The following is a 12,787-nucleotide window of genomic DNA, read 5'->3' as shown; positions in this document are numbered from 1 at the left end:
AATTTTATAGTGCTTTCTTCTATTTTTGAGACTTTTTGCCCAGTCTCTTTTTATTTTAATGTACTTCTTTCTCGTAAGCTTTCAAGTCTTTTAAGAAACTTGCCACAATTAGAATAATAATTAAACCAATTGGGAATGCTGCAATAATCGCAACAGATTGTAAATTATACATTGAATTTTCTGAGAAAATTAATGCAATCGGTAAAATAATAAACACTACTGCCCAGAACATACGAACACGTTTATCAGAATCATGCGTATCTTCTAATGTCTTATAAGAATAAGCAGAAATCACTAAAGTTAACGCATCAAATGTTGTCGCATAAAAAGCAACCATTGTCACAGCTAATAAAATTAACCCTAATTGACTTAAAGGCATAGTATCAAAAATTTTTAAAATGATACCAGCATAATCTGGATTATCCACTAATAATCCACTTGAAATATCTAAACCATGTTTTAATTGTTGTGCTAAACCATAGTTCCCTAAAATGATAAATGAAGTAAATGTTCCTGCAATCCCCCAAGAATAAGCACCTAAAATAGTTTGTTTAATCGTACGTCCTTTACTAATACTACCAATAAAGAAAGGAGTTGCTACACACCAAACCATCCAATAAGCCCAATAGTAAATTGTCCATTTTTGTGGAAAAGATGTTTCACGCAATGGATCTAACCAAGTTGATAATCCAATAAAGTTTTGAGCTAAATTCCCAATTGAACTAAATCCAGTTTCTAAAATATAAACTGTTTCTCCACCTGCAAATAAGAAATAAGCTAATAAAGCAAAGAATAAATATGAACAATAAGTTGCTAATTTAGAGACAGCTTCCATTCCTAATAGCACTGTTGACGTATAAACTAAAGCAATAACTAATAAAATAACAATCGTTGCACCAGTTGAGTTTTCAAATCCAAAAACATGCCCCATTGCTGCTGATAATAAAGGAGTTGCTAATGAGAAAGTTGTTGCAGTTCCCGCAATTAAGGCAAAAATGGCAATTAAGTCAATAACTTTCCCCATCCATCCATCTACTTTATCTTTTAAAATAGGACGACAAGCTTCAGAGAATTTTTGTTTTTCAACTTTACGTACATGTAACATAAAACCAAATGCCGCAGCTAACATAATATAAAATCCCCAAGCAATTGGTCCCCAGTGGAATAATGGGAATGTAGGAGCCCATCTTTGAATGCCTCCTAATTGAGCGACATAATCTTCATTGGCATATAACGCCCATTCACATAAAGAATAGAATAATATATCTGCCGCCATGGTAGAAGTAAAAATCATCACTCCCCATTGGAAAGACGTATATTCAGGCTTTTCCCCTTTTCCTAAAACAATAGACCCATATTTTGAAAAGGCAACATACATACTACAACTAAAAATTCCCACACCTAAAAGTGCATAATAAATACTAAATTGATCTCCTAGCCAAGTACGAATCCCACTTAAAATTAATGATGATTGTTCTGGAATGACTAAAAATAGAACCCCTAGTAATAAAACTCCTAATAAAGGTACTATAGTAGATACCCAGTCAATTTCTTGATGTAATCTTTTTTGCATATTAAACTTCCTCACCTTCATCCAAGATACTTTGATAACTTGGATCTAACTCTAATAATTCTTCTAAATTGTCAATTTCAACAATATCTGTTTTTTCCATTGGATAAATTCCTAATTCATATTCATCTGGATAACAAAACATTGCAACATCATCCCAATAAATTTGACGATTTTGTTTCTCATCAAATTCTTGTTCCAAGTGATGTGCTAAACGTTGTCCATCTTCTCTATTCCAACGAGAAATACTATATAATTGCCATCCATTTTCTCCACCAGTACGTGAACAATGAATAATTTTTTCCTGTTCATCGACAGTCATTAACCACTCATCTGTATGTCCTTGTGACCATACACAGTTATACCCTGAACGAGTAAAGTCTGTATGAAGAATCTCTGGATTATAAATCAATTGATCACTATCTAAAATTACGACATCTTCTAAATATTCTCTTGCTACATATAGAGAAGAAATATTATTACAAGTATCATAATAAGGATTCTCTATAATTGTTAATCCTGGATATTCTTGCTCTAATGGATAGAACTGCTCTTTTAAATATCCAACAACTACATAAATTTCTTTAATACCATTTTTATGTAGTGCCTGAATAACTGTATCAATCATACGAACTCCATTTACTTTTACAAGAGGTTTAGGAGTATGATTTGTAATAGGTCTCATTCTTGTTCCTTGACCTGCAGCCATTAAAATCGCTCTTTTAATTGTATTTGCCATAATTCTCCTCTTTTCACACTTCCTCTAATGTCGATAATACTAATTTAGAATATTCTTTTGCATAACGGTACTGACATAATGAATATTCCCCAAAATCAATTCCTAAACTTCTCTTATATTCGCACCAATTACTCCATAATAATCCTGCACTTGCAATATACGCATAAATTTTCGTACGAATCATTGGAGAAACTTCTCCTTTGAAGTATAAATCGATTAAATGATCCACTTTTTCTTTTGAATATAAGGAATAAATACAAAACATTGCAATATCAACATGAGGATCTTGCATTCCCGCATATTCCCAGTCAATAATTCGAATACCATTATTTGTAAATAAGAAATTATCTGGAACGGCATCAATATGCACAAGCGTTTCTGTTTTATCTAATGTATCAATCCATTTTTTCAATTCAAAAATAGCTGCTTTTGTTTTTTCATAATCTTTAAAATAAGATTTTTCACCATTCCATAAACTTTCATAGAAATCAATTTGACCAAAAATATCAAAACGATGGTCTACTGTTAAGTTTAATTCGTGGAATTCTCTTAGTTTCGTCATACAAGCTTCTACTTCAGCCCAGTTTTCTGCATCACAGTTTGTAGCATCTTCTAAATAAGCTGTAATTTTATAGCCATTTTCTGGATTCATGTATAAAACATCATCACAAATTTGACGATTTTCTAATGCTTGATAAACGTCAGCTTCTTCTTTTCGATTAATTAAATGATCCGTTCCTTCACCCGGAATACGCATAATATATTTTTTATTTTGACATTCAAATAAGAACGAACGGTTCGTCATTCCCTTTTTCAAAACGGTAATATTTTTAATTTCATCGACTTCAACATTGAAACACTCTTGAATAATTGAAATAGCATCTGTTTGCAAGTTCGCAGAATTTCCATCTATTTCTCGCAGTTGTTCATACGTATTAATCTCAATGTATTGTTTTGAATCGACCACTTTAGAAGGAATCATCCATTTATTTTTATCTTGTAATGTACATTCCCAAAATTCATGATCATACGAAGGTTTCTTTGAAAATTCTTGTAATTTCTCTTGAACAGCTTTTGCTTCTTGTCCCATTACATAACAAAGACCAATCATTTGATTGCCTTCTTCATCTTCATCTACCATGACTAATTCTCTTTTACGATTCACACGTACGGTACTTTCAACAGATGTTTCATCGCTAACCATATACCATGAATAGGGTTCAAAATCACTAAATGGATTTTCTTCTGCCCAAATGTCGCATGGTACGATGTAAGTTTTATCCAACGAAGATTTTACCTTACTTAATGAATGTAAATTATTTTTAATTTGGTATTCAGAATTGACGACTAATTGAACATTAAATTCATCAATTAAATATTCATATCTTTCTTTCATAAAGCCAACGACTACTTGAATATCTGTAATACCCACTTCATGCAGATGACGAATCATTCTTTCGATTAAGACTTCTCCTCTTACTTCCAATAATCCTTTTGGAATTTCCGTATTAATCGGAACCATTCTCATTCCAAATCCCGCCGCTAAAATAACTGCTTTCTTTGGTTGATTTGCTGTTATAAATGTTTTTGCTTTTTCACTTAATTCCCCACTTGGAGATAGCCACTTTTCTTCTTGTAATTCTTTTACTACACGATTAACAAATCCTAATGAATACCCTGATTGATTTGCGATTTCTCTCTGATTCAGCTTAGGATTCTTTCGAATTGCGTTCAGAATATCTAATCCTTGAACGTTCATGTAATCACCACTTTCTGTTTTTGTGAACTAAAGATAGTTTACACCCTACTTCCTTAAATAGCAATACTAAAATGTATAAGAAATTTTAAAATAAAAAAAGTGGACGATAACACAAAGTTATCAATCCACTTAATTTAATCAGCTTCATCCCCACTACCCATTTGAAGAATCCGGCTAACAAAATGATGATTATTCTAATTAATACTGTATTACTAATACCCAACACAATAATAGTATAGTTTTAAATTAGACTAAACTGATGACTATCGTATAGACAGAATTTTTAACTTTTTCCAAATCTTTTGGAAATTCAGTCCATTAGATTCTACTTCCATTACTTCGTCAATTGAGTTGAAGTGTAATTCATTTTTAGTCGTGTAATTAATTAATACATATTCATCATTAACGGATGAAAAACGATAATGATTTCCATTAAATTCAAATTCAATACTATGACCTTTTTCAATAATTTCTATTAATAAATTCAATGATTTTAACTGACGATTCATCGCGTACATAGCTATCACCCATACCAAATTAATTGTGAATGAAGAATCATTTACCCTTCAATTCCCTGTTGTTTCTTGATCAAACTATTTCTTTCTAAATCCCCATTTTGTATTAAATAATCATCATTACGGTGCTAAAGGGATTTGAACCCCCGACCTAACGTTTAGGAAACGTTTGCTCTATCCTACTGAGCTATAGCACCCCTCGAGTGTATTTTGTCACAAAACACACGCAATGTCTAGCCTTAATTTCAGATTTTAATCAGAAATTTTCCGTTTAGTGTTTTTCTTTTTTCTTTTTCTCATTCTACGATTTTTCGCTCGATATTCTCCCCATAAAACGAATAAAAATAAAATAGAACCCCCAATAATTACTGCAAAAGCAAACGCATTTTGAATAATATACACTTGAAGCGTTTGCTGTCTTTTTTCAGGTTCCTTAGGTAAATCAGCAAAGCCACTTTCTGCAACGACTTCTACACCCGGATTTTTTTGATTTTCTTTTAAGAAATCTCCTTTTAACGTTACACTCACCTTTTTATTAGCGACTTGCCATTCAGGAGTTTTCCCTTTTTCCATAATCATCTCAAGAGATTGATTCGTTGTTATTTTATGTCCATCAAAATCATGTTCACCTGCTGGTAATATTGTTTGATATGAAAAATGTTCTAATACATAGTTTAAAATCGCATTTCCAAATGTATGTCGAATAAATTCTCCATCTTGATTCGACCAATCTCCTACACCAAGAACAACTTCTACTAGTTTCATCTTATCTTTTTCATAAGTCGCAACGTAGTTAAAAGCTCCATAGCCACTCGAGCCTGTTTTTAAACCATTGACACCTTCGATTCCATATTTAGCACCTGGAAGTGAATAATTATACGTATCGAATTTCTCTTCATAAGGTGTGCCTTCCATTGTTTTCACAACAGGAGAATTCGTATATTGTAAAACTTGTGGATATCGATTCATTAACTCCATTGCTAAAATCGCTAAATCTCGAGCTGTTGTTTGATTCGGTTTCGATGCATCATACCCTTCTGGTTGATAATACCCTTGGAACAATTCAGCTACCGCTCCAGAAGCATTATTAAAATGTGTACGATTCATCCCTAATTCTTTTGCTTTAGCATTCATTTTTTCAATAAATTTTGCAGAATCAGTTGTAATTGCATTTGCTAACATTAGTGTTGCTACGTTTGAGGACGGAACCAGTGTCATTTTCAACAATTCTTCAATCGGATACTCGACACCTTCCACAATTTTATTATTACTAATCGCATATATATTTGAAATGGCTTGGTCTTCTTTTGTCGCAGTAATTTTTTGTTGAATGGATAATTCTCCTTTAGCAATAGCTTCCATCACTAAATATACTGTCATCACTTTACTAATACTGGCTGGATCACGCACTTCATCAATATGATCTTGCCACAAAATTCTTCCTGTGTAGGCATCTACAACAATAGAAGCTTTCGGAATGTCAGCTGGATTAACGTCATAACCTGCATTTTTTGTTAATTCAACAACATCTACTGTTTCTGCCCCAATCATGTTCGTGGAACACCCTATAAATAGTAACGAAACAGTTATCAAAGCTTTCGCTAATTTTCTCAATTCTTCTCCACCTTTGTTCGTGTAATCTCAAAATGATTATAGCATATTTAACAACACAAAAAAACTGCAAGAGAAATGTCTTCTCTTACAGTTCGCAAATGATTTCTTATACAGATTCAATTTTTGTAATTCTTACTTTCATATCTCCACCAGGAGTTTGGATAACAACTTCGTCATTTAATTTCTTACCAAGAATTCCTTTTGCAATTGGAGAATCATTTGAAATTTTTCCTTCGATAGGATTTGCTTCTGCACTTCCTACGATTGTATAAGATTCTTCTTCACCATTTGGTAATTCAATAAAAGTAATTTTACGTCCTAATGAAACGACATCTTTTTCGACATTATTATCATCGATAATTTCAGCAAAACGAATCATTTTTTCAAGAGTTGTAATTCTTCCTTCAACAAAGGCTTGTTCATCTTTAGCTGATTCGTACTCTGAATTTTCAGATAAGTCACCATAACTACGAGCAATTTTAATACGCTCAACGATTTCTTTACGTTTAACTACTTTTAATTCTTCCAATTCAGCTTCTAATTTAGCTTTACCTTCAAGTGTCATTGGATATAATTTCTCAGTCATTTGGCTTCTCCCTCTTTTCCATTTTACTGTTTTGACAGTGGTAAAAACATACCATTTTATGAAGAAGAATGCAAGCATTATTTATAAATTTCTATGAATTTTATGCTAAATCACTTAAAATGGAAGCAATTTTTGTTGTCATTAAGTCGATTGCTACAGCGTTTGAGCCACCTTCAGGGATAATAATATCCGCAAATTTTTTCGTTGGTTCGATAAACTGATGATACATTGGTTTTACAACTGTAATATATTGATGAATAATCGAATCCAATGTTCTACCACGTTCAACCATATCACGTTTAATACGTCGAATAATTCGAATATCATCATCCGTATCAACATACACTTTAATATCCATTAAATCACGTAATCGTTCATCTTCTAATATCAAGATTCCTTCAATCAAAATGACATCTTTTGGTTCTTGATGAATCGTTTTATCACTTCTTGTATGATTTTCATAATCATAGACCGGTTCATCAATCGATTCGAAATTAATTAATTTATTCATATGTTCAATTAATAAATCCGTATCGAACGCAAATGGATGGTCATAGTTTGTTTTTAAACGTTCTTCAAACGGCATATCACTTTGGTCTTTATAATAGAAATCTTGGTCAATTTTTACAATACTTAATTCTGGAAAATGATCCAAAATTTTTCTACTAACAGTAGTTTTTCCACTACCTGAACCACCCGTTACTCCAATAACAATCGGCTTCTTTTTCATAAATTACTCCTTATCAACGTATTTAGCTTTTAATGCTAAGTGTTCTTCATATGTTTTTGCAAAATAAACTTCTTTTGTTTGAATATCTGCTACGAAGTATTCGTAATCTGTTTGAGCTGGATCTATAGCTGCTAAAATTGCTTCTTCACTTGGACTGTTAAACGGTCCAGGTCCTAGCCCTCTGTATTTATATAGATTATATGGAGAATTTACTTCTAAATCTTTTAATGTTACGACTTCTTTATGTTCACCTAGAGCATAAAGCACAGAAATATCTGTTTGTAACATCATATTCTTTTTAATACGATTATAAAATACACTGGCAATATTTTGACGGTCTTCTAATTTATATCCTTCTTTTTCTAGTAAAGAAGCCATCGTTAAAATTTCATGAACATTATAATCTCCTTGAGAAATTTTTGCATAATATTTTGATAAAATACTATCTGTTTTAGCAACCATTTCTTCAATAATCATTTGTAAAGTTTTATTTTCGTCTGCATCATAAGTTGCAGGATATAAATATCCTTCTAAGAAATATCGAACATTTTGTGCTTTTTGTGCATCTTTAAATAAACGTGGGAATTTTTGTACTAATTGATCAATGAAAGCTTGTTCTTGTACTTTATTCATAAAGTCTTCTTTAGAATATTTCGTAGATTTTCCCACTTCTTCTGCAATTCCTGTCAAAGTTTCCCCTTCACGCACGACAACTTTTGCAACATTAGCAGATTTATCTTTACCGCCATCTGCTAATTGTCCTAAAATTTGATCAATATCCATCGATGGAGATAATTGATAAAATCCTGCTTTAAATCCGGCTACATTTTTAAATTTAATATAGAAATTAAAAATTTTTGAATTACGTATAAGCTTATTATCTTCTAAAATTTTAGCAATTTGTTTTACGGATGATCCTGCTGGAATTTCTACTTCTACTGTTTGAGTTTGTTGAGAATTAACAGGCTTTAATGCACTTGAAACATAGTAGTATCCATATACTCCTCCACCAATCACAATTACTGCCAATATAATGGCGAATAATCGTACGATATTTCTTGTGATTTTAGATTCTTTCTTTCGGATAGCTCTAATTTCATCATTTTCATAAATGAAACCTGCTTTAAAACGGTCCTTTTGTGACATATAATTCCTCCTTTTAACTTCGTTGTCATTATACATGAATTCATATAACAATTGAAGACTAGGAGTTCTACAATTATGTTACAAATTCTATCAAGATATACTATGGAGACAAAATAAACTTGACACTGTGCCATGAGATTTGCTCAGGAAATTTCGAGACCTTAGGCTCGAAATTTAGCAATGAGACAGCAAAGCTGGCTGCTTGCGTCCTTCGCTACAGTAAGGCAAGTTCAATTTCGCCTCCTAAAAAGAAGAAGACACCAAATAGCATCTATCAGGCGTCTTCTCACATCATTATTCTTCTTCTTCATCTAAGAAAGTATTTAAAACTTCCTCAATCATATCCCATTCTTCATCAGTTTCGATAGGAAGTAAGTCTCCTTCAGTACCATCTTCAGCTTCAACATAAGAAAATGCTTGAAGTTCAACTTCTTCTCCCTCTGGAATTCCTGCTGGGTATACTAAAACATATGATTTACCAAAATCTTCTGAATCGAAAGTAAATAAAACCTCGTGTAAGACTTCATTTCCTTCTTCATCAATAATTGTAATATGTTCATGTCCATCATGTTCATGTGTATGTTCTGTCATTACGTTTCCTCTTTTCTATTTAATATTTAAATCTAAATAATTTTGTAAAATGATGACGGCTGCTAACTTATCAATCACTTCTTTTCTCTTTTTACGAGAAACATTCGCTTCCTCAACAAGCATTCTTTCTGCTTGCATTGTTGTTAACCGTTCATCGTGAAAAACGATTGGAATTTCTATACGTTTTTCTAAACTTCTACCATATTTTTGTGAAGCTTCAGCTCTTGGTCCAGCTGTATTATTCATGTTTTTCGGCATCCCGATAACAATCTTCTCAACTTCATATTCTTTAACCAATTCCACCACACGGTTAAAGCCAAATTCACTTGCAGCTTCATTAATCGCAATCGTTTCAACACCTTGAGCAGTCCAACCTAATGGGTCACTAATCGCAACCCCAACCGTTTTACTGCCGACATCTAATCCCATTACTCTCATTAACAATTTCTACCTGTCGAACGAATATAATGGCGGATTAATTCTTCGATAATTTCATCACGCTCGTGACGTCTTACTAGATTTCTAGCATCACGATGTCGAGGAATATAAGCTGGATCGCCAGATAATAAGTACCCAACAATTTGATTGACTGCACTATAACCTTTTTCGTTTAATGCATCATAAACAATTGTTAGTGTCTCTTGTACTGTTTTTTCATCTTTATCATGAAAGTTAAATAGAACTGTTTCATCCATTGAACTCATATTAACACCTCATTTCTTTGTATCTTCATTCTACTAAATTTTAGCAAAAACTACAATCAATTCGATAGAGATTAAACTTTCCTTAAAAAATGAAGTAGAATGGATCACATTCTACTCCATTTCAATTGAATCATTATGCTTGAGCTAAGAATTCTTCTACCGCTTTTAATGCAGCTGGAATACCTGCTGGATTTTTACCACCCGCTTGAGCCATATCTGAACGGCCACCACCGCCACCTTGGATATGTGAAGCAATTGCTTTAATAATGTCTCCTGCTTTAATTCCTTTTTCATTAGCTTCTTTTGAAACTGCAGCTAATAAGTTCGCTTTTTCGCCTTCATTCGTTGCTACGACGAATACATCACTTGCTGCTTTTTGTCTCCAAGTATCTGCTAATTGACGTAATTCATTCATATCTTTGTTTGGTAAGTGAACTGTAATGAATGAGTAGTTTCCTGCTGTAGAGACAGATTCGAATAAGTCTGCTACTTCAGATTTCATTAATTTAGCTTTTAGAGCTGAAATTTCATGTTGAGCTTCTTTTAATTCTTGTTGTAAGTGAGAAACTCGTTCTGGAGTGCTATCTAATTGAACAGCTTTAACATCGCTAGCAATTTGTTTTAATAACAATTCATGTTTTGCTAATAACTCAAATGCTTCTTGACTAGTTACAGCTTCAATACGGCGAACTCCGGCACCAATACCTGATTCAGAAATAATCTTGAATAGACCAATTTCTTGAGTATTTGAAACGTGAACCCCACCACATAATTCGATAGACCAGTTTGCAATGTTTACCATACGAACTTTATTACCATATTTTTCACCGAATAAAGCCATTGCGCCTAATTTTTTCGCTTCTTCTAATGTAGTTTCCACAGTCACTACATCTAAAGCTGCCCAAATTTTTTCATTTACAATACGTTCCATTTCAGCTAATTCTTCAGCTGTTACTTGACCAAAGTGGCTAAAGTCAAAACGTAAGTATCCTGGAGCTACTAATGAACCTGCTTGGTTAGCATGTGTTCCTAATACTTCTTTTAATGCTTGATGTAATAAGTGAGTTGCAGTGTGGTTTTTAATTAATTTAGCACGTTCTTGTTGATCCACTTCTAATACATAAGTTGAGTTTAATTGCATTGGAGCAACAACATCAATTGTGTGTAAAGGTTGACCATTTGGAGCTTTCTTCACTTGAACAACAGTTGCAACTACTTGACCTGATTCATCTTTAATCACACCATGGTCAGATAATTGTCCACCCATTTCAGCATAGAATGGAGTTTGATTGAAGACAACTTGTACTCTTGTGTCTTCTAAAGCAGATTCTACTAATTCATCTTTAAATACAATCGCACTTAATAAACCTTTTTCAGTTGTACGGTTATATCCCACAAATGTACTTTCCACTGTAATATCACGTAAAACAGCTGATTGAACATTCATAGAAGTTTCTGTATTACGAGCTGCACGAGCACGTTCCTTTTGTGCTTTCATTTCAGCTTGGAATCCTTCTTCATCCACTTCATAACCATTATCACTAGCATATTCTAATGTTAATTCATAAGGGAATCCATAAGTATCATATAGTTTAAAGGCATTTTCACCTGATAATACAGTTTGATTTTGCTCTTTCATTTCAGCAAATACTGTTTCTAAAATTGCAAGTCCATCATGAATTGTTTCTTGGAAACGATTTTCTTCATTTGCAATAACTTTTTGAATGAACTCCATATTTTCAGTTACTTCTGGATAGTAACTATGCATAATGCTTGCAACAGTTGGCACTAATTTTGTTAAGAATGAACCTTGAATGCCTAAACGTTGACCATGCATTACTGAACGACGGATTAAACGACGGATAATATATCCACGTCCTTCATTTGAAGGTAAAGCTCCGTCACCAATCGCAAAGCTAACGGCACGAATATGGTCAGCAATAACTTTAAATGAAACATCTAAATCTTTCGAAGTATTATATTTTTTACCAGCACTTAGTTGTTCTAATTGTTGAATAATTGGCATGAATAAATCTGTTTCAAAGTTTGTTGGAGTATCTTGAATAACAGAAACAACACGCTCTAATCCCATCCCCGTATCGACGTTTTTATGTGGTAATGGAGGATAAGTTCCATCTGGCATATGGTTAAATTGAGAGAATACTAAGTTCCAAATTTCTAAGTAACGTTCGTTTTCTCCTCCTGGGTAGTTTTCAGGATCATCTTCAGCTAATGTTTGATATTTTTCACCACGGTCATAGAAAATCTCAGTATCTGGTCCACATGGTCCAGCACCGATATCCCAGAAGTTATCTTCTACTGGAATAATATGGTCTTCTGGTAATCCCACTTTTTCCATCCATAATTGTTTTGTTTCAGGATCTTTTGGATAATAAGTTACATATAAACGATTTGGGTCTAATGCTAACCATTTTTCACTTGTTAAAAATTCCCAAGCCCATGGAATGACTTCTTCTTTGAAGTAATCGCCGATTGAGAAGTTCCCCATCATTTCGAATAATGTATGGTGACGAGCTGTGTGCCCTACGTTTTCGATATCGTTTGTACGAATACTCTTTTGAGCATTTGTAATACGTGGAACTTCTGGCGTTTCAGTTCCATCGAAGTATTTCTTAAGAGTGGCAACCCCTGAGTTAATCCATAATAATGTTGGATCGTTGACAGGAATTAAGCTCGCACTTGGATGCACCTTATGTCCTTTTTCTTGGAAGAAATCAAGGTACATTTGACGAATTTCGCTACTTGATAATTTTTTCATCTTCATTCTCCTTCTTTTTGTAAATAAAAAAACTGCCCCATTGCTGCAAGGGCG

The 12,787-nt window shown here is 33.1% G+C and carries 12 protein-coding genes and 1 tRNA gene; all 13 read right to left on the bottom strand.

Going from position 1 to position 12,787, the window contains the following annotated elements; genetic code table 11:
• Nucleotides 1–55: 55 nt before the first annotated feature.
• The 13 genes from RWZ86_RS07250 to alaS all read right to left on the bottom strand — a co-directional run bounded on the left by RWZ86_RS07250 (nucleotide 56) and on the right by alaS (nucleotide 12,733).
• Nucleotides 56–1,573 carry a BCCT family transporter gene (locus RWZ86_RS07250; protein WP_314680936.1) on the bottom strand — a complete coding sequence of 506 codons (1,518 nt, stop codon included), beginning with the start codon at nucleotides 1,571–1,573 and terminating at the stop codon, nucleotides 56–58.
• Nucleotide 1,574: 1 nt separating this feature from the next.
• Nucleotides 1,575–2,309 (bottom strand): phosphocholine cytidylyltransferase family protein, encoded by a 735-nt coding sequence (locus RWZ86_RS07245; RefSeq protein ID WP_314680933.1) that lies wholly within the window; start codon nucleotides 2,307–2,309, stop codon nucleotides 1,575–1,577.
• Nucleotides 2,310–2,322: 13 nt separating this feature from the next.
• Nucleotides 2,323–4,068 (bottom strand): phosphotransferase, encoded by a 1,746-nt coding sequence (locus RWZ86_RS07240; protein WP_314680931.1) that lies wholly within the window; start codon nucleotides 4,066–4,068, stop codon nucleotides 2,323–2,325.
• 263 nt (nucleotides 4,069–4,331) lie between these two features.
• Nucleotides 4,332–4,586 carry a hypothetical protein gene (locus RWZ86_RS07235; RefSeq protein ID WP_314680929.1) on the bottom strand — a complete coding sequence of 85 codons (255 nt, stop codon included), beginning with the start codon at nucleotides 4,584–4,586 and terminating at the stop codon, nucleotides 4,332–4,334.
• 120 nt (nucleotides 4,587–4,706) lie between these two features.
• Nucleotides 4,707–4,780 (bottom strand) — tRNA-Arg (locus tag RWZ86_RS07230).
• A gap of 55 nt (nucleotides 4,781–4,835) precedes the next feature.
• On the bottom strand, nucleotides 4,836–6,134 hold the full coding sequence (locus RWZ86_RS07225) for a serine hydrolase (protein ID WP_314680925.1): 1,299 nt from the start codon (nucleotides 6,132–6,134) through the stop codon (nucleotides 4,836–4,838).
• Between the two features lie 169 nt (nucleotides 6,135–6,303).
• Complete coding sequence (gene greA / locus RWZ86_RS07220; RefSeq protein WP_314076923.1) at nucleotides 6,304–6,783, bottom strand: transcription elongation factor GreA; 480 nt, start codon at nucleotides 6,781–6,783, stop codon at nucleotides 6,304–6,306.
• A 100-nt stretch (nucleotides 6,784–6,883) separates the two neighbouring features.
• Nucleotides 6,884–7,513 (bottom strand): uridine kinase, encoded by a 630-nt coding sequence (gene udk / locus RWZ86_RS07215; protein WP_314680923.1) that lies wholly within the window; start codon nucleotides 7,511–7,513, stop codon nucleotides 6,884–6,886.
• Nucleotides 7,514–7,516: 3 nt separating this feature from the next.
• A complete protein-coding gene (gene mltG / locus RWZ86_RS07210; RefSeq protein WP_314680921.1) occupies nucleotides 7,517–8,659 on the bottom strand; it encodes an endolytic transglycosylase MltG in 1,143 nt (380 codons plus the stop codon).
• Nucleotides 8,660–8,953: 294 nt separating this feature from the next.
• A complete protein-coding gene (locus RWZ86_RS07205) occupies nucleotides 8,954–9,250 on the bottom strand; it encodes a DUF1292 domain-containing protein (protein WP_006702829.1) in 297 nt (98 codons plus the stop codon).
• Between the two features lie 15 nt (nucleotides 9,251–9,265).
• Nucleotides 9,266–9,688, bottom strand: coding sequence for a Holliday junction resolvase RuvX (gene ruvX / locus RWZ86_RS07200; protein WP_314680919.1), 423 nt, complete (start codon nucleotides 9,686–9,688; stop codon nucleotides 9,266–9,268).
• Nucleotides 9,688–9,954, bottom strand: coding sequence for an IreB family regulatory phosphoprotein (locus tag RWZ86_RS07195; RefSeq protein WP_314680917.1), 267 nt, complete (start codon nucleotides 9,952–9,954; stop codon nucleotides 9,688–9,690). The genes ruvX and RWZ86_RS07195 overlap by 1 nt, the downstream gene beginning before the upstream one ends.
• Nucleotides 9,955–10,087: 133 nt before the next feature.
• Nucleotides 10,088–12,733, bottom strand: coding sequence for an alanine--tRNA ligase (alaS, locus tag RWZ86_RS07190; RefSeq protein WP_314680915.1), 2,646 nt, complete (start codon nucleotides 12,731–12,733; stop codon nucleotides 10,088–10,090).
• Nucleotides 12,734–12,787 lie beyond the last annotated feature (54 nt).

It is taken from the genome of uncultured Granulicatella sp., assembly GCF_963545075.1.
Taxonomy (GTDB): domain Bacteria; phylum Bacillota; class Bacilli; order Lactobacillales; family Aerococcaceae; genus Granulicatella.
The sequence above is the reverse complement of the archived record's forward strand: the minus strand, read 5'-3'. Positions and strand labels throughout refer to the sequence as shown.

Bases quoted from the DNA above. Each gene is read 5' to 3' on its own strand.
- RWZ86_RS07235 (WP_314680929.1), bottom strand. From the start codon at position 4,586: ATGTACGCGATGAATCGTCAGTTAAAATCATTGAATTTATTAATAGAA.
- RWZ86_RS07205 (WP_006702829.1), bottom strand. From the start codon at position 9,250: ATGACAGAACATACACATGAACATGATGGACATGAACATATTACAATT.
- RWZ86_RS07250 (WP_314680936.1), bottom strand. From the start codon at position 1,573: ATGCAAAAAAGATTACATCAAGAAATTGACTGGGTATCTACTATAGTA.
- RWZ86_RS07245 (WP_314680933.1), bottom strand. From the start codon at position 2,309: ATGGCAAATACAATTAAAAGAGCGATTTTAATGGCTGCAGGTCAAGGA.
- RWZ86_RS07195 (WP_314680917.1), bottom strand. From the start codon at position 9,954: ATGAGTTCAATGGATGAAACAGTTCTATTTAACTTTCATGATAAAGAT.
- mltG (WP_314680921.1), bottom strand. From the start codon at position 8,659: ATGTCACAAAAGGACCGTTTTAAAGCAGGTTTCATTTATGAAAATGAT.
- greA (WP_314076923.1), bottom strand. From the start codon at position 6,783: ATGACTGAGAAATTATATCCAATGACACTTGAAGGTAAAGCTAAATTA.
- RWZ86_RS07225 (WP_314680925.1), bottom strand. From the start codon at position 6,134: ATGATTGGGGCAGAAACAGTAGATGTTGTTGAATTAACAAAAAATGCA.
- udk (WP_314680923.1), bottom strand. From the start codon at position 7,513: ATGAAAAAGAAGCCGATTGTTATTGGAGTAACGGGTGGTTCAGGTAGT.
- RWZ86_RS07240 (WP_314680931.1), bottom strand. From the start codon at position 4,068: ATGAACGTTCAAGGATTAGATATTCTGAACGCAATTCGAAAGAATCCT.
- ruvX (WP_314680919.1), bottom strand. From the start codon at position 9,688: ATGAGAGTAATGGGATTAGATGTCGGCAGTAAAACGGTTGGGGTTGCG.
- alaS (WP_314680915.1), bottom strand. From the start codon at position 12,733: ATGAAAAAATTATCAAGTAGCGAAATTCGTCAAATGTACCTTGATTTC.